At 36.0% G+C, this 23,097-nt stretch carries 22 protein-coding genes and 1 tRNA gene; 6 read left to right on the top strand and 17 right to left on the bottom strand.

Annotated features, from left to right (window positions below):
* Positions 1–87: 87 nt before the first annotated feature.
* From rpmG to CQZ94_RS04835, 11 genes are all read right to left on the bottom strand, one after another.
* Entirely contained in the window at positions 88–237 is a 150-nt protein-coding gene (rpmG, locus tag CQZ94_RS04885; RefSeq protein WP_001265616.1) for a 50S ribosomal protein L33, read from the bottom strand.
* A 70-nt stretch (positions 238–307) separates the two neighbouring features.
* The gene (locus CQZ94_RS04880; RefSeq protein ID WP_105584492.1) at positions 308–2,662 is read right to left on the bottom strand and encodes a sugar phosphate nucleotidyltransferase; all 2,355 of its coding nucleotides are present in this window, start codon (positions 2,660–2,662) and stop codon (positions 308–310) included.
* 346 nt (positions 2,663–3,008) lie between these two features.
* A complete protein-coding gene (gene phoU / locus CQZ94_RS04875; protein ID WP_105584762.1) occupies positions 3,009–3,665 on the bottom strand; it encodes a phosphate signaling complex protein PhoU in 657 nt (218 codons plus the stop codon).
* A gap of 170 nt (positions 3,666–3,835) precedes the next feature.
* A complete protein-coding gene (gene pstB / locus CQZ94_RS04870; protein ID WP_105584491.1) occupies positions 3,836–4,651 on the bottom strand; it encodes a phosphate ABC transporter ATP-binding protein in 816 nt (271 codons plus the stop codon).
* A 28-nt stretch (positions 4,652–4,679) separates the two neighbouring features.
* Entirely contained in the window at positions 4,680–5,546 is an 867-nt protein-coding gene (gene pstA, locus CQZ94_RS04865; RefSeq protein ID WP_002145719.1) for a phosphate ABC transporter permease PstA, read from the bottom strand.
* A 1-nt stretch (position 5,547) separates the two neighbouring features.
* Positions 5,548–6,498, bottom strand: a complete 951-nt coding sequence (pstC, locus tag CQZ94_RS04860) for a phosphate ABC transporter permease subunit PstC (protein WP_105584490.1) — start codon at positions 6,496–6,498, stop codon at positions 5,548–5,550.
* A 27-nt stretch (positions 6,499–6,525) separates the two neighbouring features.
* Complete coding sequence (locus CQZ94_RS04855) at positions 6,526–7,443, bottom strand: PstS family phosphate ABC transporter substrate-binding protein (RefSeq protein ID WP_105584489.1); 918 nt, start codon at positions 7,441–7,443, stop codon at positions 6,526–6,528.
* 367 nt (positions 7,444–7,810) lie between these two features.
* Positions 7,811–9,946 (bottom strand): peptidoglycan D,D-transpeptidase FtsI family protein, encoded by a 2,136-nt coding sequence (locus CQZ94_RS04850; protein WP_105584488.1) that lies wholly within the window; start codon positions 9,944–9,946, stop codon positions 7,811–7,813.
* Between the two features lie 109 nt (positions 9,947–10,055).
* Positions 10,056–11,333: an MFS transporter gene (locus tag CQZ94_RS04845; RefSeq protein ID WP_105584487.1), complete on the bottom strand. Its 1,278-nt coding sequence runs from the start codon at positions 11,331–11,333 to the stop codon at positions 10,056–10,058.
* 121 nt (positions 11,334–11,454) lie between these two features.
* Entirely contained in the window at positions 11,455–12,066 is a 612-nt protein-coding gene (gene sodA, locus CQZ94_RS04840) for a superoxide dismutase [Mn] (protein ID WP_001052033.1), read from the bottom strand.
* A gap of 224 nt (positions 12,067–12,290) precedes the next feature.
* Positions 12,291–12,364 (bottom strand) — tRNA-Ile (locus CQZ94_RS04835).
* Between the two features lie 239 nt (positions 12,365–12,603).
* Here CQZ94_RS04835 and yqgB point away from each other — a divergent pair.
* The 3 genes from yqgB (at position 12,604) to ispG (ending at position 15,073) form a co-directional block, all read left to right on the top strand.
* Entirely contained in the window at positions 12,604–13,371 is a 768-nt protein-coding gene (gene yqgB / locus CQZ94_RS04830; RefSeq protein WP_105584486.1) for a protein YqgB, read from the top strand.
* Between the two features lie 67 nt (positions 13,372–13,438).
* Positions 13,439–13,804, top strand: coding sequence for a hypothetical protein (locus CQZ94_RS04825; protein ID WP_105584485.1), 366 nt, complete (start codon positions 13,439–13,441; stop codon positions 13,802–13,804).
* 165 nt (positions 13,805–13,969) lie between these two features.
* A complete protein-coding gene (ispG, locus tag CQZ94_RS04820; RefSeq protein ID WP_181149439.1) occupies positions 13,970–15,073 on the top strand; it encodes a flavodoxin-dependent (E)-4-hydroxy-3-methylbut-2-enyl-diphosphate synthase in 1,104 nt (367 codons plus the stop codon).
* Between the two features lie 84 nt (positions 15,074–15,157).
* Here the strand turns inward: ispG and CQZ94_RS04815 are convergent, their stop codons facing one another.
* From CQZ94_RS04815 to CQZ94_RS04800, 4 genes are all read right to left on the bottom strand, one after another.
* Positions 15,158–15,571 (bottom strand): Fur family transcriptional regulator, encoded by a 414-nt coding sequence (locus tag CQZ94_RS04815; protein WP_105584483.1) that lies wholly within the window; start codon positions 15,569–15,571, stop codon positions 15,158–15,160.
* A gap of 13 nt (positions 15,572–15,584) precedes the next feature.
* Positions 15,585–16,418 (bottom strand): metal ABC transporter permease, encoded by an 834-nt coding sequence (locus CQZ94_RS04810; protein ID WP_105584482.1) that lies wholly within the window; start codon positions 16,416–16,418, stop codon positions 15,585–15,587.
* A complete protein-coding gene (locus CQZ94_RS04805) occupies positions 16,418–17,188 on the bottom strand; it encodes a metal ABC transporter ATP-binding protein (protein WP_105584481.1) in 771 nt (256 codons plus the stop codon). Before CQZ94_RS04805 ends, CQZ94_RS04810 begins: the two co-directional genes overlap by 1 nt.
* Before the next feature lie 180 nt (positions 17,189–17,368).
* Positions 17,369–18,247 (bottom strand): YitT family protein, encoded by an 879-nt coding sequence (locus tag CQZ94_RS04800; protein WP_105584480.1) that lies wholly within the window; start codon positions 18,245–18,247, stop codon positions 17,369–17,371.
* A 151-nt stretch (positions 18,248–18,398) separates the two neighbouring features.
* Between CQZ94_RS04800 and CQZ94_RS04795 the strand changes: the two genes are divergently transcribed.
* Complete coding sequence (locus CQZ94_RS04795) at positions 18,399–18,653, top strand: DUF2624 domain-containing protein (protein WP_002088657.1); 255 nt, start codon at positions 18,399–18,401, stop codon at positions 18,651–18,653.
* A 19-nt stretch (positions 18,654–18,672) separates the two neighbouring features.
* Here the strand turns inward: CQZ94_RS04795 and CQZ94_RS04790 are convergent, their stop codons facing one another.
* Both CQZ94_RS04790 and CQZ94_RS04785 read right to left on the bottom strand, forming a co-directional pair.
* Positions 18,673–19,569: a deoxyribonuclease IV gene (locus CQZ94_RS04790; protein WP_105584479.1), complete on the bottom strand. Its 897-nt coding sequence runs from the start codon at positions 19,567–19,569 to the stop codon at positions 18,673–18,675.
* Between the two features lie 250 nt (positions 19,570–19,819).
* Entirely contained in the window at positions 19,820–21,130 is a 1,311-nt protein-coding gene (locus CQZ94_RS04785; protein WP_105584478.1) for a DEAD/DEAH box helicase, read from the bottom strand.
* A gap of 179 nt (positions 21,131–21,309) precedes the next feature.
* On the opposite strand from CQZ94_RS04785, the gene vrrA reads away from it, so the two are divergent.
* On the top strand, positions 21,310–22,029 hold the full coding sequence (vrrA, locus tag CQZ94_RS04780) for a VrrA/YqfQ family protein (protein ID WP_105584477.1): 720 nt from the start codon (positions 21,310–21,312) through the stop codon (positions 22,027–22,029).
* A gap of 89 nt (positions 22,030–22,118) precedes the next feature.
* Positions 22,119–23,069: a 4-hydroxy-3-methylbut-2-enyl diphosphate reductase gene (locus CQZ94_RS04775; protein ID WP_105584476.1), complete on the top strand. Its 951-nt coding sequence runs from the start codon at positions 22,119–22,121 to the stop codon at positions 23,067–23,069.
* Positions 23,070–23,097 lie beyond the last annotated feature (28 nt).

Genomic DNA, 23,097 nt, shown 5'->3' with positions numbered 1-23,097 from the left:
GTGACACTTTACTCTACGAAGATAGTGTATCACTTTTACGTAGGAATCGCATAAAAAAAAGAAACAGTAGGAAAATATTCCTACTGCTTACTTTGTTTCACGGTGTAACGTAGACTTCTTGTCACGCTTGCAATACTTTTTAAGCTCGATACGCTCAGCGTTGTTACGTTTATTTTTCTTTGAGATATAGTTACGATCTCCGCATTCTGTACATGCTAGAGTAATATTCACACGCATTCTTATTTCCCTCCAGTCACTAATAACTTAAATCAGACTATACTATAATACCACTTTTAAAATAAAAATTCTACACCTTTTGATATTGTCTAATTTTTTCTATAAGATTTTTCATGTTTTCCCTTGCTATTACTGGGTTTCTAGCATGTGAATACACCAAAATTTTTGGTTGTTTTGTATCAGAAACGATATAAGACCACTCTTTTTCTGTATATTTGAACTGTATCCCTTCAAATATACCTTCTTCTTTTCTTTCCATATCGGCCAATAATTTCCTCATTACTTTCCCTTTTTCCTTCCATGAACATACAACTTCATCATAAAGTAGATACAGTGGAGGTGATTGCTCTGCTATGCTAAGTAATGTTTTTCCTTGCAACGCTATTAATTCGAATAATTTTCCAATTCGATATAAAATATCTCGCTTCCATCTTAATTGAAAAGAGTTTTTTTCATTATGCATATAAAAGAGGAGATAACATTCCCCTAATTTCAAAGACATCGGGTAAACATTATCTGCTGATTCGAGTAATAAATCTGGAATATCTACTTCTTCAAAATCAGTTCCTTGGTAAATATTACTGTGAGTGTCATATAATTCGAAGCGATTTCCGTGTTCAGAAAACATAAGCGCCATATTTGCTTTACTCGATTTCATCAAAGCTTTCACATGATCTTTTTGTTCACTCGCATAAATCCATGTAACTGTGCATCCAAGCCTTTGTAGAAAGAGCATAAGTAAATGTTGTAACATATCATTTCTCTTATTAATAAGAAGATGAAACTTCTGTTTTTGTATCGTTTCAATATCAATACGCTCTAACACAGCTTCTACATAATTATTTACAGAAACGTGAACTAGCTTATTTCGTCCCATTTCTTTCTCAGAAGCGTAATAAAACGACTCAGACATATATACTTGTTCTATCGCTTTTTGCTGCTTATACGTTAAAAACGAGCCCTCCTTACCATACAGTTGTATAACAATCCCTCTTTCGCTTTCCACTTGAACGAAAACTCCACCTGCACATTGCAAATTGTGAATGGCATACTGAAAAAGCGACTCATTCATTTCTTTACATTCCATCGTATGAATCCCGCTGCCATGAATGGCATGGAGGAATAAATTTTTAAAGGAAGTTGTTTCTATATTTTCCTGACTTCCAATCAATATACTCTCTCCTTTGGCAAAAAGAGATCCATAAGCCATTGCAACTTTCACAATAAATTGAGGAGTAATTTCAACATTACCCCTTCCTACAATCCGGCTTTTTTGTAACCATCCTGCACTCTTTTCACTCTCTTTAACACCGGCAGAACCCACTATCGAATGACTATCTATCTCCTTATATGGCCATATTTTTCCTTTTTGTTTAATTACTGTACTTTTCCCTATATGACAATGATCCGCTACAATACTTTTTTGAAAAAGTGTAACATCATCTTCGACCATTGTATAATCTCCTATTGTTGTTTCTAACAACTCACAATTTTTCCCTATATGAGAGTTTGCAAAAATGATGCTTTTTTGGAGATGAGAATAACTTGAAACGATACTATTTTTCCCGATAATAGAGTACGGTTCAATTACAGCCCCCGCACCAATCATTGCTCCTTCTCCAATAAAAGAAGGGCCATGAATTTTCGTCCCTTTTCCTATCGTTACGCCTTCTCCCATCCACACCATCGGTAATACTTCTGTATATGGAATAGGCACCTTCAATTTTTTCGTCAACAAATCGAATTGAGCTTGCCGATATTGATCAAGTGTACCAATATCTAGCCAATAGTCTTCTGATAAATATGCAAATAAAGCATTTTTATTTGCCAATAACGGAAACACATCATGACTGAAATCCGAAAATCCCATGGATGGTATGTAAGAAAAGATTTCTGGCTCCATTATATAAATACCTGTATTCACAATATTAGAAACTACCTCATTCCAGCTCGGCTTTTCTATATATCGTATAATTTCTTGTTCTTTATTCATTACAACTAAGCCAAATGAGAGTGGGTTTTCTACTTCTTTCACAAACATCGTTACCATCCTCTTCTTCTGTTCATGAAATGCAATTCCTTCTGATAATTGAAAGTCAGTTAATGCATCCCCACTAATAACAACAAATGTTTCATCTAAAAAACTTTCCGCTTGCTTAATACTCCCTGCTGTTCCAAGCGGAGGAGAATCTTCAAAATAATACAAGTTAACTCCCCACTTACTACCATCACCAAAGTATTGCTTAATGGCAGTACTCATATATTGAACTGTAATTGCAATTTCGCGAATACCATGCTGACGTAATAATTCAATATTATATTCAAGAACTGGTTTTTCTAACAATGGTAACATCGGTTTTGGAGTATTACATGTTAATGGTCTAAGGCGTCTCCCTTTTCCTCCAGCTAAAATAACCCCCTTCATATACTTCAGCCTCCACTTATATAATGTTCAAGAACTCCGTATATCATTTATCCCACATTAACTGCAGTAAAAGTCCGGTTTGGTATGATCTAACAATCAGTGAGAGACAACCCCACTAATTAAAGCCTCACTTTATGAATAAATGTACCTTTTAACTCCCAACAAAAAAGAAAGCGCTTACCAATAACTTGGTAAAATAATTAATAAGACGTAACTAACACATATGTACTTATTTTCCCATTAATTATGATACATCTTATCATCATAGACTAAAGGAAACAACGAGCTTTTTTTGTCATGTTTTGACTAAAAAAAGCAGGTGATTTCTCATCACCTACTTTTCCCCCTACTCATTCAATAAATAATGCTTTCCTTTCACTAAATAAAATACATTCTCGGCAATATTTGTAACATGGTCTGCTACACGCTCAATATATCTTGCAACAAAGGATAGTTGTGTAATTTGTGTAATCGCTTCTGGTTGTCCAGGGATAGAGGAAATAAATTCACGAATCGCCTTCCCATAAATTTCATCAACTGAATCATCCATTTCAGCAATTTGTTTAGCAAAAGTTAAATTTTCTTGCTCATATGCTTCTAATGCTAAATTTAACATCTTATGAGCAATCTCAAACATTTCCTCAAGATTATGCAAGCTAACAACCACTTCTTTTTCACCAAGACGAATTGTTGATTTCGCAATATTAACAGCATGGTCTGCAATACGTTCTAAATCTGTCGCTGTTTTAATTGAAATGAAAATTCTTCTTAAATCACTTGCTACAGGCTGCTGCTTTGTAATAAGCATAAGCGCAAGGTCATTTATTTCCTCTTCTAAATTATCCATGCGATAATCCCCATCAATGACTTCTAACGCTTTCTCTACATCCCTGTGGTGAAGACCTACCATAGCAATCAATAAAGCTTCCCTTGCTAACTCACCAAGCTCGATCACCTTTTGCTGTAACGTTTTTAAATCACATTGAAACTGTTCTCTTACCATCGTTTCTTCCCCCTCAATATTATGTGCCATTATATATAAATCCCCTATCCAGCCTCTTGTACGTTTATTAAGCCTTGAGAAAAGAGAAATATTACTCCCCTATTAAAATGAGGTGAAAGTGAGAAATGCCCTCTGTTAAGAGGGCATTTACTCTTAGCCTTACAACGATATCAACCAAATCGTCCTGTAATGTAGTCTTCTGTACGCTTATCTGCAGGTGTTGTAAATAATTTGTTTGTATCTGTATATTCCACAACTTCTCCACTTAAGAAGAAAGCTGTTTTATCTGAAATACGTGCCGCTTGTTGCATGTTGTGCGTTACGATAACAATACTAAAGTCTTTCTTTAGCTCCTGAATTAATTCTTCTACTTTTAATGTTGAAATTGGATCTAGCGCTGATGTTGGCTCATCCATTAAAATAACGTCTGGCTCAATTGCTAAGCAGCGTGCAATGCATAGACGTTGTTGCTGACCACCAGATAAACCGTATGCATTATCGTGCAAACGATCTTTTAACTCATCCCAAATAGCTGCGCCGCGCAAGCTATTTTCAACAATTTCATCAAGAGTTTTTTTGTCACGAACACCATGGATTTTCGGACCATATGCTACATTTTCATAAATAGATTTTGGGAATGGATTTGGCTTTTGGAACACCATACCCACATGCGTACGTAATTCTTCAACCGGATATGATTTATCGAATATGTTTCGTTCTCTATATTCGATAACGCCCGTAGTTCGAACGATAGGCACTAACTCTACCATACGATTTAGCGTTTTTAAGTATGTTGATTTACCACAACCACTTGGACCGATAATCGCTGTTACTTCATTCTCATGAATACTTAAGTTGATATCTTTTAAAGCATGGTCTTCCCCGTACCATAAATTTAAATTTTTCGTATCAAATACTACTTTTTTTGGTGCTGTCTCAATCTTTTTCTCTTTTTTCACCTGTACATTTACTACTGTTGCTACCATTTGAATTCCCCTTTCATCCACTTCCAACTTATTTTCGATTTCGTAACCATAAGACAAATATATTTATAAAGAGCAACAATCCTAGCAAAACAATCATCCCAGCTGCTGCTACATACTGAAATTCTTCTTGTGGTCTACTCATCCAATTAAAAATTTGAATTGGTAAAACCGTAAATCTATCAAACATACTGAACGGAACATAATTTGCAAAGGCAAGGGCCCCAATGACTAATAATGGTGCTGCCTCACCAATTGCTCTCGATACCGCTAACGTACATCCCGTTACAATCCCTGGCAAAGCTACTGGCAATACAATTTGATACATCGTTTGCCACTTCGTAGCACCTAATCCGTAAGAAGCCTCTAGTAATGAGCTCGGCACAGTTCGAATCGCTTCTTGACTAGCTACAACAACAGTTGGTAAGACGAGTAAACTCATCGTCAGTGCCGCTGCAATTATGCTCTCTCCTAAATGGAGAGCGTATACGAAAATAGTTAACCCGAGTAAACCAAACACAACGGAAGGTACCCCTGCTAATGTTTGATTATTTAATTCTATTAACTTTTTAAAAACGGACTCCTTCGCATAATGCTCTAAATAAAGAGCTGTTCCGACTCCAAATATAAAAGAGACCGGTATAACAATGCTCATAAATAGTATTGTTCCTGACAAAGCAGCGACAATCCCAGCTTCTCTCGGATTACGTGAGGCGAAGTTTGTAAAGAAATCTATTGAAAGATAACTTATACCTTTTTCAAAAATTTGAAAAAGCAATATAAAAAGTATTACTACTGAAAACAAAATTGCTATATAAAACAAACACTTGTAAATCCGGTCCTTTAAAAAACGCGATGCCATATTTTCTTGTATTTTCTTATGGTTTAACATTCGCATATTATGTCACCCTCCTAAAACGGCGCATAATATATTGCGAAATGATATTCATAATAAAAGTAAACATAAATAACGTTGCACCTACAGCATACATGCTGTAATAAGTAATCGTTCCGTGCGGAGCATCACCTAAACTCACTTGTACAATATAGGCTGTTAATGTTTGAATAGAATGAGTCGGATTTATCGATACATTCGGTGTTGATCCAGCTGCAATAACAACAATCATCGTTTCACCAATTGCTCGAGAAGCTGCTAATATAATCGCTGCCATTATGCCCGTAAAAGCCGATGGAAACACCACTTGTTTTACCATCTCAAAACGAGTTGCTCCTAGCGCTAATGAGGCTTCTTTAATTCCTTTTGCTACAGCTCTCATTGCATCTTCAGAGAGAGACGCAATCGTCGGTATCATCATAAACCCTATAACAATACCTGGACTAATAGCATTAAAAAACTGCAAATCTGGTATAATCCGTTGTAAAAGTGGTGTGACAACTGTTAACGCGAAAAAACCATATACAATTGTCGGGATGCCTGCTAGTAGCTCTAACAACGGTTTTAATATTTTCCGAGCGCCATTCGAAGCGTATTCGCTTAAAAACACGGCACAACCTAAACCAATAGGAATTGCTACGAACATGGCAATTGCTGTTACAAGGATTGTTCCACATATAAGTGGTAATATACCGAATTTCGGATCTTCAAAAAAAGGTAACCATTCTTTTTCTGTCAAAAAAGAATACAATGATATCTTTTGAAAAAACATGATTGTTTCATTTGCCAACGTAATAATAATTCCAAGTGTCGTTACAATGGACACGCTAGCAATGGCTTTTAGTATTAACGGAACAATTCGATTGATTCGCTGCGTTTTTTTTCTTCTATTTGTATTTCTCTCAATCAAATGTTGTACAGAAAATGTAATTTGACTTTTGTCATTATGAGCCAAAGATGAAAACCCCTTTCCACCCTGACATTACCTTTTTATTTCTGTTAACATTCGCAGCTGTTCATTATATTTTCCCTTTGGTAATTTTACATATCCGACCTCTTCAGCAAGGCTTCCAACATGCTTAATCATAAACTCAACATAATTGGCTACATTAATTTTATTTCTGATAGATGCATGATTCACATACGTAAATAGCGGCCTAGATAATGGCTTATACGTACCCGACTGAATGGTCTCTTTCGTTGGAAATACACCATCCACCTGTATTGCTTTTACCTTATCTCGATTGGCCATATAATAAGCATATCCTACAAAAGCAATGGCATTTTTATCATTCATTACCCCTTGCATAATAACTTGATCGTCTTCAGACAAAGAAACCGTTTTTACAAGGCGATTATTTTGTAAGACAACATTTTGGAAATAATCATAAGTACCAGAGTCTACGCCTGGCGCATAAAATTTAACTTGTTCACGTGGCCATGATGAATGAATTTGTGACCATCGTTTCAATCTTCCATTTTCACTCCATAATAGACGTAACTCGTCTAGCGTCATATTGTTTACCCACGTATTTTGACGATTCACAACAATCGTTAGACCATCATAAGCAACCTCAAATGGTGTAAATTGAATGGAGTTTTTCTGCATTGCATTTTCTTCTACCGGTTTCATCAATCTCGAAGCATTGTTTATATCTACTTCTCCTTTACTGAAACGATTAAATCCTCCTCCTGTCCCAGAAATACTAATAGAAATTTTCACGTTTGGATGGGCCTTTGTATATTCCTCTGCTACTGCCTCTATAATAGGAAAAACCGTTGAGGATCCATCAACTCTCACTTCTCCCATTTCATTTGTAGCGAATGCAGTAGACATGTTAAAACAAAGGAAACATGTCGACAATGTCAAAACTTTAATCGATGCGCTCATCCATTTCACGTGTTCTTCCTCCTAGAAGCAACCGGAAATAACAGGATTACAGATATAAGAATACTGCTAAACTATTAATTCGGTTTTAATTGTTTGTAAAAGTTTTGTAAAGTTCCACAAAAACAACTGTATACACAAACTTGATTTTCATTTTTGCACTTTAGATGCAATAAATTTTCTAATCATCCATAAAACTGCTATCTCCTATCACACAAGACAAAGTTAGAGCATATGCACTAATCTTGTTATGTTCATCGTTTTTGAAACTACATGTTTTTCAACATTTTACGCTTGTCCACATTTACTAGACCATATGCATAAAGCATAAAAAAAAGCACACTATCTTTTCAGATAGTGTGCTTTTTTTACAACTTTTTTATTCATCATCTTGTGCATTACTTTTTTTCTCTTTTCCATCTTTCGGAGCTTCACCAGTTAACGCTTGTTGTTTTAACTCAAAGTAAGCATCCATAATTTCACGACCAATATATCCATTAATTCCTGTTTTATCATCATGTACCCATGGCACAACAACAGAAAATGCTACTTCTGGATCTTCAAGTGGCGCATAACCTACTAATGTTAAGTTATATGTTTCAACACGCTCACCTTTTGCATTTCTACCAATCTCTTTATCTCCGCCATATACAGTTTGAGCTGTACCTGTTTTCCCAGCTGCTTTATATGGTGCACCTGCAAAGTATTTTGTAGCTGTACCACCTGAATCGTTATACACTTGTCTAAATCCTTCTTGAACACGTTTAATTTGCGATTCAGGCATATCAATGCGATTTAATACTTTCGGTTCCATGGATTGAACAACTTTTCCAACTTCCTCTGGCTTCGCCGATGGCTCACGAATTTCCTTTACAACTTGCGGTTGCATACGATATCCACCATTAGCAATCGTCGAAATATATTGTGCTAATTGAAGCGGTGTATACGTATCATACTGTCCAATTGATAAATCTAATAAGAAACCTGGTATATGATCTGTTCTACCTCTTTGTCCAGCCGTTTCATTCGGTAAATCAATGCCAGTTTTTACACCAAGTCCAAATTGACTGAAATAGTAACGCATAGTATCATATGATTTTTGTGGTATATCTAACGTACCGCCTCGCACATAGGGGACACCAGCGATATTCATCGCTGTTTTAAACATATAAACGTTTGAAGACATTTTTAACGCTTCAAGGTCATTAATGTATCCCATCGTTTTCCAAGATGATTTTGTTTGTGTACCTTTTAATTTAATTGGTTCATCTAACTGTACAGATCCAGGTTGAATCGCGCCAGTTTGATATCCCGTAAGTACAGTCGCACCTTTTACAGTTGAACCCATCGGATAAGAACTTGTCATGGTACCTAAAGCAAAGTCATTTACTTTCGTTTGACCATCTTCGTTAACTAATTGTTTCCCTGCCATGGATAAAACTTCACCATTTTTCGGATTCATCATTACAACGAAAGCGCGATCTAAAAGCGGTTCTGATCCTTTAAATTTATTTAAGTTTTTCTCAAGAATCTCTTCTACACGCTTTTGTAATTCCATATCAATTGTTAAATTCAGATCGTTACCTCGTTGTCCTTGTGACACATTAATAGTTTCTAAAATATTTCCGTCTTTATCTGTAACATTTCTCACTTCGGATTTTGTACCGTGTAAACTATCTTCGTACTGTTGCTCAAGGTAACTTTTTCCTACGCGATCATTACGATTATAATCACGAACAAGATAGTAATCTAATCTTTCTCTCGGTAACCCTTCATCAGAAGAAGTTACACCACCAAGTACACTTCGGAACATATCATCATACTTATATTTTCGTTCCCAGTCGACATTTGTATCTACACCTGGCAATTTCGCCAAATTTTCACTAATAATCGCATATTCTTCTTCTGTTGCACCTTTTTTAACGATTTGCGGCGTCATTGCATATCCGCTTTCCATCTTACTTTTGATCGCCAATATTTCTAAATCTTTTGCTGACAGTTGATTAATCTCTTCTTCTGTTACACGATTTCGTTGACGTTCATCTAGTTCTTTATCGTCAATTTTATTCGCTTTAAACTCTTCACGATCTTTTTTTGTGATTTTTGCTTCTGCTTCTTCTTTATGTAAAGCAAGCCAATAATCTTTTTTATCGCGATCTGTTAACTTATCTGTTGGGACTTCAATTAAATCTGCTAACTTTTTCGCCGTTTCTAAGCGATCTGCTGCAGTTGATCCCTTCATTTTTGTAAATGTAATTGTACGAATAGGCTCATTATCTACGACCGCTTCTCCATTACGATCAAATATTTTCCCGCGTGGTACAGGATTACTTATCGTTGAATTTTCTTTTTTCTCAACTTCATTTTTATATTCCTCACCACGAACAATTTGTACGTATCCAAGCCTTACAATAACCGCGGAGAACATTAAAAACACGCAAAAAAACAACACGTTTAACCGAAAGGGAACGTGGGTTTTTGTCTTTGTCTGGTTCTTTTTCTGCTTCTTGCTCATACAAACCCCCTCTACCAACAGCTATGTAATGTGAAAGGGACACCTTCATACAGGTGCCCTCACTGCTGTCTTACATCTTTTTCTATTCTAGCATAAAACAAACGATAAGTTAACCTTCTGGTTCAGTTTGATTCTGCGTGGTTCCCTGCGCTACAACGCTGGTTTTGTTCACATTTCCCTCATCATATTTGACATTTTTAACTGCAAAATAAATAAGAAAATGTCCAGCTCCTAAAATACATAGTAAGAACGGTAAACTTTTTTCAGGGGGAAAGAATGTTACAGCACATAAAAAACTTAAAATGGAACAAATTCTTCCGGCATTTAACCATAATTCCCTGACAACTACGTATTCTACACGCCATTCTCTCGCCTGTTTTGCTCTACCAATTACATCGTATGTCATAGATCCGTACGGAACGAGTAAAATAGGATATGCAACCGCAATACATGCTGCATAAATAAGTAATTTCGTATATGTAACATTGAAAATAACTAAAAATACGACCGCATATAAAATAATGCCACCAAGTAAAATTGCTTTTTTCCGCCATTCTTTCTTTAACATACGAGCAACTAAATAATAGCATACAAATGATACTGCAGAGTTCACTAAACTATACTTCCCTAGTGCTAACTCGCTACCAGATGCTAAATAGACGTATACCGAAATAACGAAAATAAACGTTCCCTCTCTCAAACCTTGGAAGAAATGAGCACGCGTAATTCTTCCCCAGTTTTCATCAACTTGCCGCTCTTTCAATACTTGCACAATTTCATAGCGTCCTTCACATTCCCTCTTCGATAAAAAAAAGCTTAGAACGACTGCAACCGCAAATAGCATTAACGAGAGGAAGAAAACAACAGTATAACCACTCCATTTTTCCATACGTGAAATTGTATATCCTGCTGCTATCGGTCCAATCATTCCAGAGAACGATGTAAGAAGTCCTAGAAAACCGTTAAAAAAATCTCTTGTTTCTGGTTCTGTAATCTCAAATGTCAACAAGTTAAAAGCAAGCCAATAAAAACCATAACCAACTCCTAAAAGGGCTCCCATTAGTAAAATATAGTGAGATGCACTTTTCCCCGCTACTAAAACGACGATAAAAAAAACAGCTAACGTGCCTACACCGATTCTCAATAAAACCGAGCGATCAATACGTTTCGCTAATTTCCCGCCCACAAGAAATGTTAGAGGCTGCAATACAACGCTGGCCAAATTATACAAGCCCAGATTCACATAATTTTGTGTTTGCTTCCATAAATAAATGTTTACAAACGTATTCGATAAAGAAATTGCGAGCGTGTATAAACCTCCTATAACGAGCAATAATACTAAATCCCGACTCACTTCAACATCACCAATTACATGTTTCCACTTCATACACAACTCTCCTTTACTTCATGTTCTAGTCTTCCAAAGACAAGCTCAATTATGTAAAAGGAGAGCATAGAAAAAAGCTAGGAGAAAACTCCTAGCTTTTTTCTAGCTTTATTAACTTTAATTATTTTGCTTCTTGATAAAGTTTTTCAGCAACGTTCCAATCTACAACGTTCCAGAATGCACCGATGTAGTCAGGACGACGGTTTTGGTAATTTAAGTAGTAAGCATGCTCCCAAACATCTAAACCGATAACTGGAGTTTTACCTTCAGTTAGAGGAGAATCTTGGTTTGGAGTGCTTGTTACTTCTAACTCACCATTGTTTACTACTAACCAAGCCCAACCAGAACCGAAGCGAGTTGCGCCAGCTTTTGCGAATTCTTCTTTGAATGCATCAAAGCTACCGAATTTCGCTTCAATCGCAGTTGCAAGTTCGCCTACTGGTTGTCCCCCGCCGTTTGGAGATAGGATTGTCCAGAAGAATGTATGGTTAGCATGTCCGCCACCATTGTTACGTACTGCTGTACGGATTGCTTCAGGTACTTCGTTTAAGTTTGCAACTAATTCTTCAACGCTTTTGTCAGCTAATTCTGCATGACCTTCTAAAGCAGCGTTTAAGTTTGTAATATACGTGTTGTGATGTTTTGTATGATGGATGTTCATTGTTTCTTTATCAAAGTGAGGTTCTAAAGCATCATACGCATAAGGTAAATTTGGTAATTCGTGTTTTGCCATTGTTATATTCCTCCCGGTTTATGTATTGTCACTACATATGTGACCTACAACTTCATTCTACCCTAATTGCCATAGGGTGCAAACAAATAAATCGCTTTGTCTTGCTATCATTAAAGTAGCAAAATTCCCACTTCTTTTCAATTAAAATGCTCATATATCCCGTAAAAAAAGCTTCCTTCTACAAGGAAGCTTCCTGCTGACATAATAAACATATGAAATGGATATGGACCCTGTAGGACTCGAACCTACGACCGGACGGTTATGAGCCGTCTGCTCTAACCAACTGAGCTAAGGGTCCACGATTATGTATGTAACATTAAAAACAACTAAATTCCCATCGGATATATCGTTTGAAAAATGTAAGATAAATTTACCATATACAAAAGAAAAGTGTCAATTGTATTTTTCTCTACTAGAAGAAGTAAATTAATAAGAAGAAATTTAGTCCTCTCTACTATATGTAAATATAATATATCTTGAGCTTCTCTAGATTCGTACGTTACAATGATTTTATACATACATAAAGGAAGTGAATCTATGTCCATTTTTACACAGCTAGCAAAAAGCGTATATTCGCCTAAAGATATGGCGCTTTTCCGTTTTCAAAAAATCGGTAAAACCATTTTGTATATTATGCTTCTTTGCCTAATCACTACTATTCCAAGAACTTTCTTGTACGGTAGCGTCATCCAAGATGGTGTTAACATGGTAAATAAAGTAATCGAAAAAGATTTACCTGATTTTAAAATCGAAAACGGCGAGCTACAAGCTGATATTGATCAACCTATCGAAAAAGAAGACGGAAACGCCCTTTTCGTATTTGATCCAAATTCAACAGACTTAGAAAAATATCAAAATAAAACAGGTTTATTTGTTTTAAAAGATAAAGTAGTCTCCATGGGAAATGGTCAAACACAAACATACTCCTATAATGACTTATTAGGCGCATCTCTTGAGAAAAAAGATTTACAGGACTTCATTTCGTTATTTGACAGTATTTATCCAATCTTATTATTCGTTATTGGGTTCTTACTGTACTTGTTCCAATTATTTATTACCTTTGTAGGAGTTACATTGCTTGCCTTCATCGGTTCTGCGATGAGCGGTCAGCGCAAATTATCTTATAAACAAGTTTGGACATTAACTGCTTACAGCTACACAATTCCAACAATCTTCTTTATGATTATGGATTTATTCAAAATAAACGTACCTGGTGCAACATTCATTTACATTGCAGTTGTGTTAATCGTTCTATACTTAACAATTAAAGAAGTTCCAAAACCGAAAGAAAAACAAGAACTATAAAAAAAAATGCCTAAATAGGCATTTTTTTTTTGGACAAGCATATATTCCTAGCAAAGGAGTGAAGGATATGAAGAGATTAGGTGTACTCTTATTCGTGCTTGTCCTCGGTTATATATTTTATTACGACATAAAAATCGGTACTTTACCGATGTTAAGTTCATACAAAAAAACCTCTGCTGCCCAAACGATAAAAAAAGAAAATACAGATGCAAAACAAAATAAAGAGAAAGAAACAGAAAAAGAAACGGATACAGTTTATAAAGCAATCGAAGTAAAAACTGGCGAGACCGTTCTTTCTATTACAGAACAAATTAATAAGAAAAAAATCCCTTCTATTGAAAAAGTAATTGATGATTTTAAGCAATTAAATAAAAATACATCTGCTACAAAAATCCAAGTTGGAAAGTCTTATAAATTCCCGTTATATCAATAAGCAATCACTTAATCCTTGTCAATTACATAAAGGCGCTGATACAATAGTAAAAGTGAAACCGAGTACTTTGGTTTCTATAGCCCTTTCTCACACATACTATCATTGATGTAAGGGACTAAAATAAGAAACTTCTTTTATAAGGAGAGCGATCAATTCGTGAATGAAATGACTCAACGTACAAAAACACGTCCAGTTAAAGTCGGTAATTTAACAATTGGCGGTAACAATGAATTAATTATACAAAGTATGACGACAACAAAAACACATGATGTTGAGGCTACAGTTGCTGAAATTAAACGTTTAGAAGAAGCTGGCTGTCAAGTTGTTCGTGTTGCTGTTCCAGACGAACGCGCAGCAAATGCTATTGCTGATATTAAAAAACAAATCAACATTCCACTTGTTGCTGATATTCATTTTGATTATCGCCTTGCTTTAAAAGCAATCGAAGGCGGCATTGATAAAGTACGTATCAATCCAGGTAACATTGGACGTCGCCATAAAGTAGAAGCTGTTGTAAATGCAGCGAAAGAGCGTGGCATTCCAATCCGTATCGGTGTAAATGCCGGTTCATTAGAACGTCATATTTTAGAAAAGTATGGATATCCAACTGCTGATGGTATGGTCGAGAGCGCACTGCACCATATTAAAATTTTAGAGGACTTAGATTTCCACGATATTATCGTATCAATGAAAGCCTCTGATGTTAACTTAGCAATTGAAGCATACGAAAAAGCTGCTCGCGCTTTTGATTATCCATTACATTTAGGTATTACAGAATCAGGAACATTGTTTGCTGGAACTGTAAAAAGTGCCGCCGGTCTTGGAGCAATTTTAAGTAAAGGCATCGGAAATACACTTCGTATTTCTTTAAGTGCTGATCCAGTTGAAGAAGTAAAAGTTGCACGTGAACTATTAAAGTCATTCGGTCTTGCATCTAATGCCGCAACACTTATTTCTTGTCCAACTTGTGGTCGTATTGAAATCGACCTAATTAGCATTGCTAATGAAGTCGAAGAATACATCTCTACGCTTCAAGTTCCAATTAAGGTTGCAGTACTCGGCTGCGCCGTAAACGGTCCTGGTGAAGCTCGTGAAGCTGACATCGGTATTGCCGGTGCACGCGGAGAAGGTTTATTATTCCGTAAAGGGCAAGTCGTTCGTAAAGTACCAGAAGAAACAATGGTAGAAGAACTGAAAAAAGAAATTGATGTAATCGCTGCTGAAATGGCTGCCGAACGAGATAAAGAAAAAGAAAAACAAGAACAATAAAAGAAGGTTGCCCACAATTTTTGTGAGCAACCTTTTTTTACATTTAAATTAAAAGCTCGTCAATTATATAACCGACGAGCCCTCTCATTTTGCACATTTTGGGCAACGACCATATATTTCAAACTTATGCCCGGTTACCTCATAACCTTTAAAATCTTTATTCATAAAATCCATTGGGCAAGAAGTGATTTTTTTCGTACCACCACAATCTAAACAAATGAAATGGTGATGATGTTCCATAATTGAGCATGTAAAACGAAAATGCTTTTCACCATTTAATTCCGTTTGCTCTAAAACACCGACTTCAGCAAAAACCGTTAAGTTACGATAAATCGTATCAAAACTAAGTCCTGGATAATCATCCTTCATATGCTCTAAAACATCTTTCGCAGTTAAATAACGATTATGCGCCGCGAATAATCTTAGCATCTCTTCCCTTTTCCCCGTATGTTTATATCCTTTTTCCTTCATTAGGCGTAAAGCTTCTGTTAGATTCATACCTATCCCTACTTTATGCAGTTTTTTTCTTCTTCCATAAAATCGCACCGATTAAAATAAGAACCGCTATCATAACAATTGTACCACCTGGTGCTAGATCAAGTTGATACGAAGCAAACATTCCACCAATTACTGCAATTTCACCAAATAAAATGGAAAAGAAAATTGTTTGTTTAAATCCTTTTGCAATACGAATACTTGCTGCAACTGGTAACGTCATTAAAGATGATACGAGAAGAACACCTACAACCCGCATTGAGACCGCAATTACAAGAGCAACTAATATAATGAAAATAAAGTGAATCCACTTTGCACTCAAACCCGTTGATACAGCGTATTCCTCATCAAATGATAGTAAAAACAACTCTTTGTATAATAAAACAATCGTTGCAATAACAACAATTGCTACAACACCGATAATAATTAAATCCGTACTTGTCACAGCACTTACACTACCAAATAAATAACTAAATAAATCTGTGTTAAATCCATTTGCAAGTGAAATAAAAATAACACCGATTCCCATCCCTGCTGAAAGTATAATCGGAATTGCTAACTCTTGATAATGTTTATATACAGTACGTAATTTTTCAATTAGCAATGCTCCACCGATTGAAAAAAACATTCCCATATATAAAGGGTTTAAAAACCCACCAGTAAAGATTGTCTTTTCAAGTAATAAACTAGCTGCAATTCCTGATAACGTCACATGACTTAATGCATCCGCAATAAGCGACATGCGGCGAATTACAACGAACACGCCGATAAGTGGTCCGACAAGCCCTATTAAAACACCAGCGTATAAAGAATTACGTAAAAAATCATATTGTAAAAAATCCTGTATCATTATATCCTCCCGTGATGCCCATGTTCATGTTCTAAGCGATGAACATGATGTCCATATAAAATCGACATTTCTGCATCTTCTAACTCTCGGAATTTCTCTACATTCCCATGGAAATGTAGATGCTGATTTAAACATGCAACATGCGTCACCTTCTCTGTTACAGCACCCATATCGTGCGTAACAAGAATTAACGTGATTCCTAGCCTTTTGTTTAAATCCTCTAGTATCTCATAGAAGCTTTCCACATTTTTTACATCGATCCCAACAGTAGGTTCGTCCAAAATAAGCAATTCCGGATTGCTTACAAGTGCACGAGCAATAAATACACGCTGTTGTTGTCCACCAGAAAGTTCTCCAATGTTACGACCTTGAAACTCACTCATACCTACATCAGCAATCGCTTGTTCTACTTTCGCATTATCGTCTTTCGTAAAAAAGCGAAAAAGCCCCTTTTTCGAAACAAGCCCCATTGAAACAACTTCAAAAACAGTTGCCGGGAAACCTGAGTTAAAACTACTTGCCTTTTGGGATACATAACCAACTTTATTCCACTCTTTAAATTTCTTACTATCAATGCCAAACAATCGAATACTTCCTTGCTTTGGTTTTAAAACACCCAATAAACATTTAAGTAAAGTCGATTTCCCTGAACCATTTGGTCCAACTAAACCTAAAAAAGCTCCCTTCGGAACTTGCAAATTAATATCTTCTAACACGTTGCGATCTTCATATCGAAACGTTAATCCTTCTATTTCCAATATATTATTCATATCATCTCACCTATTTTAATTCAGAATGATTCCGATTTATCTCTATTTGAATTATAGTACAGCTTATTATAGTTGTAAACCAATCTGCCTAAAATATATTCTTTATTTCAAGAAACCTTATTATTATAACAAAAAGCAGAGAAGAATTCTCTGCTTTCAAAAGATATTACAATTAACTTTTTAGTGAATTGCTGATTTAAACTTACCACCATTTGTCTCTTGTGTATTCATAATCGTAACAAATGCATTTTCATCAATTTCATGCACAATTGATTTTAACTTCGTCACTTCCAGACGTGTTACAACTGCATAAATAACTTCTTTTTCTTTATCTGTATAGCCACCTTTAGCAACAAGTTTTGTTGTTCCACGACCAAGGCGGTGTAAAATTGCATTTGACACTTCCTCATATTGATCCGATACTATTAAAACTGCTTTCGTTTCGTCCAATCCTTGAATTACCGTATCAATTGTTTTGAATGCGATATAGTACGTCATAACAGAATACATCGCTTGTTCAACACCAAAAACAAATGCTGCCCATGCAAAAATGAATAAGTTCACAAACATTACGAATTCACCAACAGAAAACGGTAATTTCTTCGTTAATAGAATTCCCATAATCTCCGTCCCGTCTAACGATCCACCATGACGAATAACAAGTCCTACACCAATCCCTAAAATAAGACCGCCAAAAACTGTTGCTAAAATCGGCTCTGTTGTAAATGGCGGGATAGCATGCAACGTTGATTCAATAAATGCTAAAGCTACAATTCCAAATGCTGAAGATAACATGAATGTTTTTCCAATTTGCTTATACCCAGAGTACATAAACGGAATGTTGAGGACAACAACTAAAGTAGAAAAACTTAACCACCAAATATTAGGAGTAAGATAATCTAATATAAGAGAAATACCAATAATTCCACCATCAATAATTTTATTTGGCATTAAAAATAGTTCAATCGCTACCGCCGCACACGCTGCCCCAAAGACAATCATAACTAAACGATATACAAGATGAATAACACTTTCTTTTCGATGTTGCTTTTTTTCCATAAGTCCTCCTTATACTCTTTATCTATAGTTTTGTCCTTATATTATAACATAAGCTTCTTTTCCCCATTGAAAAAATGCACCTTGATACGAATATGTACAAGCTATGCGTACATATATTTCGATAGAAGAACGTGTGAAGGAGGACAACACGATGAACCTCATTAAACAAATTGTGAACAAAAAATTAAATCATATTTCTACAAAAGAGTTATTGAAATATAGTAAAGAATACGAAGTTCCAATCACAACTGCACAAGCTGATAAAATCGTTTTACTTATGAAAGGGAAAAACATTAACATTTACGATAATACCGAGCGACTAGATTTGTTAAAACAAATCGCTAAAGTAACTACTCCTGCCACTGCCCAACAAGTAAATATTTTATTTCAGCAGCTATTAAAATAAGGAGGGGAAAATCCCCTCCTTATTGCGCTTTAATTTTCCCAAGAATTCCTTCATCAAAAGTACCATTTTTCAGCATTTCGATTTCTAATTTATATGGTGGCTTCTTATCTTTTTTATCTTCACCTACATACGGCGTTTCAAGAATTTTTGGTACGTGCGTAAGTTGTGGGTGATGCACAATGTGATGCAATGCCTTATAGCCAATATGACCAAAACCAATATTCTCATGACGGTCTTTTCCAGCTCCGCATACATTTTTGCTATCGTTAATATGAAGTACTTGTAAACGATTTATCCCAACAATTTTATCAAATTCGTTTAACACACCGTCAAAATCATTTACAAGGTCATAACCTGCATCATGCGTATGACACGTATCAAAACATACAGATAGTTTTTCATTATATTTCACACCATCAATAATTTTCGCAATTTCTTCAAAGCTACGACCGCATTCTGTTCCCTTTCCTGCCATCGTTTCTAGCGCAATATTAACCGTTTGTTCTGGCGTTATTACTTCATTAAGCCCTTTAATAATTTGTTGAATACCAGCATCGGCTCCTGCACCAACGTGAGCTCCTGGGTGAAGAACAATTTGTCTTGCTACCCCTAATGCTGCCGTTCTTTCAATTTCCATACGCAGGAAATCAACACCTAATTGGAACGTCTCAGGTTTCGTCGTATTCCCAACATTAATAATATACGGAGCATGGACGATAATTTCCTCGATACCGTTTAGTTCCATATGTTTTCTTCCTGCTTCTATATTCAATTCTTCAATTGGTTTTCTTCGTGTATTTTGTGGCGCACCTGTATAAATCATGAACGTTGTTGCACCGTATGAAACAGCCTCTTCACTTGCTGCTAATAACATCTTCTTACCACTCATTGAAACATGAGATCCAATCTTTAACATACAATCACCTCTTCAATATACAATAGATATAATGATAGCATAATTTGTAGAAATATGTAGCGAATTGTTTGTTCACACAAAAGGCACTACACAAATTAAACTGACTATTTAAACAATCTGCACTCTACACCTAAATTAATTGGATAAAGTGAAACTTTAGTCAACGTTTTTTCTACCCCTCACTAATTATTAATCTGCATTAATCGATTTTCTCTCAAGTAGTGAGATAAAAAAAAATAAGGGAAATCCCTTATCTTTTTTTATTGCTATATTTTTTCTTCACTTTGTCACGTTCTGTGGCAAGTTTTCGTTTATAGTTTGGTTTTACTTTTTTCGGCTTTTTAACAACTTTTGTTGCCATAACATCTAGTCCATCATTTGGTTTTTTACGGCTCTTACGACGACGACGGTCACCTAAATCCGCCCATTCATCTCCGCGTAAATCTACATGCTTAAACTCAATATTACGTTGTTTTTCTAAGCTATCTAATGCTTCTTCGTTTGCTGGATCATAAATCGTCACTGCAATACCTGAATGACCCGCACGTGCAGTTCTTCCAACACGGTGAACGAAGAAATCTAAATCTGGTGGAAGTTCATAGTTAATAACATGGCTAATTCCTTCAATATCAATACCGCGTGCCGCCAAATCTGTTGCGACAATGTATTGGAACTCTAAATCACGAACTTGTTTCATCATTTTTCTACGATCACGTGGTGATAAATCACCGTGTATACGCCCTACTTTTAACCCACGTTCTGCTAATCCATCGGCTACTTCATCAGCCTTCTTCTTTGTGTTTGTAAAGACAATTGCTAAATATGGTTTAAATTGAAGTAACATATTTTTTACTAATTCAATTTTATTACGGTGTCTTGAAGGCACAAGGTAATGATCAATATTTCCTGCTGCAACTTGCTTCGGATTAATATGAATATGTTCTGGATTCTCCATATATTTCTTCAAAAATGGTTTTAATTTTTGAGGAATTGTTGCAGAGAAAACTAACATTTGCAGGCTTTTAGGCATACGTGCTGCAATTTTATCTACATCTTGAATGAATCCCATATCAAGCATTAAATCCGCTTCATCGACAATAATAGTATCCGCTTTATAAACAAATAGCGCCTTTTCTTCTACTAAGTCTTTAATACGTCCTGGCGTTCCAACTACAATATGAGGTTGTTTTTTCAACTTTTCAATTGATCGTTGTTTATCAGTTCCACCAATTAAGCAACGTGCTGTAATCATTTGATCTTCTGCACAGAACTTTGTTAATTTCACAATTTCTTGATAAATTTGTTGTGCTAACTCACGAGTAGGCGCTGTAATAACAAGTTGTACTTCTTCACGACTTGCATCAATTCTGTTTAATGTAGGAAGTAAGTATGCATGTGTTTTCCCAGAACCAGTTTGGGATTGTCCAATTACACTCACACCTTTTTTCACGACTGGGAAAATTTTCTTTTGAATTCCTGTCGGCTCTGAAAAGCGTAGTTCACGAATTGCATCTATTAAAAATGGTTTAAAATCATACTGTGTAAAAGTTTGTAGTGTCATAAGTTACACCTTCTTTCTAAAATTTCTACTGCGCACAAATCAGTCAAGTCTACATTATATCGAAGTCTACAAGTAAAATCCATCTTTAGTTTAGGTTTTCATCTCAAAAACTAACCTTCTTTCCTTCCATTGCATATTGTATGTGTATATACCTAACTGAAGAAAGGAGGATTTCTCATATGTATCCGAAATCCCCAATAGGGCAAATGTATCCTAATCAAGGACATCATTCTTATACACCATACCCAATTCCACAACTACCACCAATGGCACAAAAAAAGAAAAGTTTTCTTTCTAAACTCTTTAAAAAACACGATCCTACGGAGCCTTTCATGCAAATGGTCCCTCCCTATCGGCAAATGGAAGAGCCGCCGATGATGCACCAGCAGCAAGCGTACCAACAAAGGCAATCATACCAGCAACCGTACCAATCACAGCAACCATACCAACAACCGTACCAACCACAGCAACCATATCCTCAACAAATGATACCCCCTCAAATGTATGAAGCAAACGAAACGCGTGGCGGTACAACAACTACAGCTGCGGCGACATCTAGCAGTGGCATCGGAAGTTTTTTTTCTAACCTAATTGCAAATCCAACTAATATGATAAATAACATCGAAAAAGTATCACAAGTTGTTCAATCTGTAGGACCTGTCGTTGAGCAATACAGTCCAATTATGCGTAATCTACCCAGTATTGTTAAAATCCTCACCTCTGGAAAAGGCACGGAAGAAAAACAAGCTGAAGACCAGCCTGGAGAAGTTGAAGTGACCACTCCTCCTCCACAAAAAAAGAAAAAAAGAAAAAAAATCGTAATAGAACCAGTAATAGAAAAAGAATTACCGGAAGAGCCTGTTCAACAAATAGCTACAAAACCAAAACTATATGTGTAACTATCCTTTGTTTTCTCTCCACTCCTCCTTTATAATGTAATGGACTATGCACAAAAGTATCCCTTGTTTAGAAGGAGAGGATTACTCACATGAAGATTGTTAAAATTTCCCCTCGTGGTTATTGCTACGGCGTTGTTGACGCGATGGTTATTGCACGTAACGCCGCATTAGATAAATCATTACCGAGACCCATTTATATTTTAGGTATGATTGTTCACAATAAGCATGTAACAGATGCTTTCGAAGAGGATGGCATCATTACATTAGACGGTCCAAGTCGATTAGAAATTTTAGATAAAATCGATTCTGGTACTGTTATTTTTACTGCACACGGTGTTTCTCCAGAAGTTAAACAACGTGCAAAAGCAAAAGGTTTAACGACAATTGATGCAACTTGCCCAGATGTTACAAAAACACATGACCTTATTGAAGCAAAGAAAGCTGAAGGATACCATGTCATTTATATCGGCAAAAAAAATCATCCAGAACCAGAAGGTGCAGTTGGTATTGCACCTGATATCGTTCATCTTATCGAAAAAGCTGACGATTTAAAAACATTAGAAATCCCAACGGATAAAATTTTAGTTACAAATCAAACAACAATGAGTCAATGGGATGTTCAACATTTAATGGAGGACATTCAGAAAAAATTCCCAACAGCAGAATTCCACAAGGAAATTTGTTTAGCAACTCAAGTTCGCCAAGAAGCTGTCGCTAAACAAGCTGATGTTGCAGATTTAACAATTGTTGTTGGTGATCCGAAAAGTAACAACTCCAACCGTTTAGCTCAAGTATCACAAGAAATTGCTGGTACAAAAGCATACCGTGTTGCAGACGTAAGTGAAATCCAATTAGAGTGGCTACAAGGTATCGAAAATGTTGCAGTTACAGCGGGGGCTTCTACTCCAACACCAATCACAAAAGAAGTTATTGCTTTCTTAGAGCAATATGATCCGATGAATCCAGCTACATGGGACAGAATTCGAAAGGTACCACTTCAAAAGATATTGCCACGTGTAAAAGTAAAAAAACAACAATAATAAAAACCGTTGCCTACATGAGCAACGG

It is taken from the genome of Bacillus sp. MYb209 (assembly GCF_002975175.1).
Classification (GTDB): Bacteria; Bacillota; Bacilli; order Bacillales; family Bacillaceae_G; genus Bacillus_A.
The sequence above is the reverse complement of the archived record's forward strand: the minus strand, read 5'-3'. Positions and strand labels throughout refer to the sequence as shown.

What these genes read in the sequence shown, in the direction of transcription:
- ispG (WP_181149439.1), top strand. Translation starts at nt 13,970, where the DNA reads ATGACTCAACGTACAAAAACACGTCCAGTTAAAGTCGGTAATTTAACA.
- CQZ94_RS04810 (WP_105584482.1), bottom strand. Translation starts at nt 16,418, where the DNA reads ATGATACAGGATTTTTTACAATATGATTTTTTACGTAATTCTTTATAC.
- vrrA (WP_105584477.1), top strand. Translation starts at nt 21,310, where the DNA reads ATGTATCCGAAATCCCCAATAGGGCAAATGTATCCTAATCAAGGACAT.
- CQZ94_RS04825 (WP_105584485.1), top strand. Translation starts at nt 13,439, where the DNA reads ATGAAGAGATTAGGTGTACTCTTATTCGTGCTTGTCCTCGGTTATATA.
- CQZ94_RS04800 (WP_105584480.1), bottom strand. Translation starts at nt 18,247, where the DNA reads ATGGAAAAAAAGCAACATCGAAAAGAAAGTGTTATTCATCTTGTATAT.
- CQZ94_RS04795 (WP_002088657.1), top strand. Translation starts at nt 18,399, where the DNA reads ATGAACCTCATTAAACAAATTGTGAACAAAAAATTAAATCATATTTCT.
- sodA (WP_001052033.1), bottom strand. Translation starts at nt 12,066, where the DNA reads ATGGCAAAACACGAATTACCAAATTTACCTTATGCGTATGATGCTTTA.
- CQZ94_RS04775 (WP_105584476.1), top strand. Translation starts at nt 22,119, where the DNA reads ATGAAGATTGTTAAAATTTCCCCTCGTGGTTATTGCTACGGCGTTGTT.
- CQZ94_RS04785 (WP_105584478.1), bottom strand. Translation starts at nt 21,130, where the DNA reads ATGACACTACAAACTTTTACACAGTATGATTTTAAACCATTTTTAATA.
- CQZ94_RS04880 (WP_105584492.1), bottom strand. Translation starts at nt 2,662, where the DNA reads ATGAAGGGGGTTATTTTAGCTGGAGGAAAAGGGAGACGCCTTAGACCA.
- CQZ94_RS04815 (WP_105584483.1), bottom strand. Translation starts at nt 15,571, where the DNA reads ATGAATCTAACAGAAGCTTTACGCCTAATGAAGGAAAAAGGATATAAA.
- CQZ94_RS04850 (WP_105584488.1), bottom strand. Translation starts at nt 9,946, where the DNA reads ATGAGCAAGAAGCAGAAAAAGAACCAGACAAAGACAAAAACCCACGTT.
- pstB (WP_105584491.1), bottom strand. Translation starts at nt 4,651, where the DNA reads ATGGTAGCAACAGTAGTAAATGTACAGGTGAAAAAAGAGAAAAAGATT.
- phoU (WP_105584762.1), bottom strand. Translation starts at nt 3,665, where the DNA reads ATGGTAAGAGAACAGTTTCAATGTGATTTAAAAACGTTACAGCAAAAG.
- CQZ94_RS04790 (WP_105584479.1), bottom strand. Translation starts at nt 19,569, where the DNA reads ATGTTAAAGATTGGATCTCATGTTTCAATGAGTGGTAAGAAGATGTTA.
- pstA (WP_002145719.1), bottom strand. Translation starts at nt 5,546, where the DNA reads ATGCGAATGTTAAACCATAAGAAAATACAAGAAAATATGGCATCGCGT.
- CQZ94_RS04805 (WP_105584481.1), bottom strand. Translation starts at nt 17,188, where the DNA reads ATGAATAATATATTGGAAATAGAAGGATTAACGTTTCGATATGAAGAT.
- rpmG (WP_001265616.1), bottom strand. Translation starts at nt 237, where the DNA reads ATGCGTGTGAATATTACTCTAGCATGTACAGAATGCGGAGATCGTAAC.
- CQZ94_RS04845 (WP_105584487.1), bottom strand. Translation starts at nt 11,333, where the DNA reads ATGAAGTGGAAACATGTAATTGGTGATGTTGAAGTGAGTCGGGATTTA.
- yqgB (WP_105584486.1), top strand. Translation starts at nt 12,604, where the DNA reads ATGTCCATTTTTACACAGCTAGCAAAAAGCGTATATTCGCCTAAAGAT.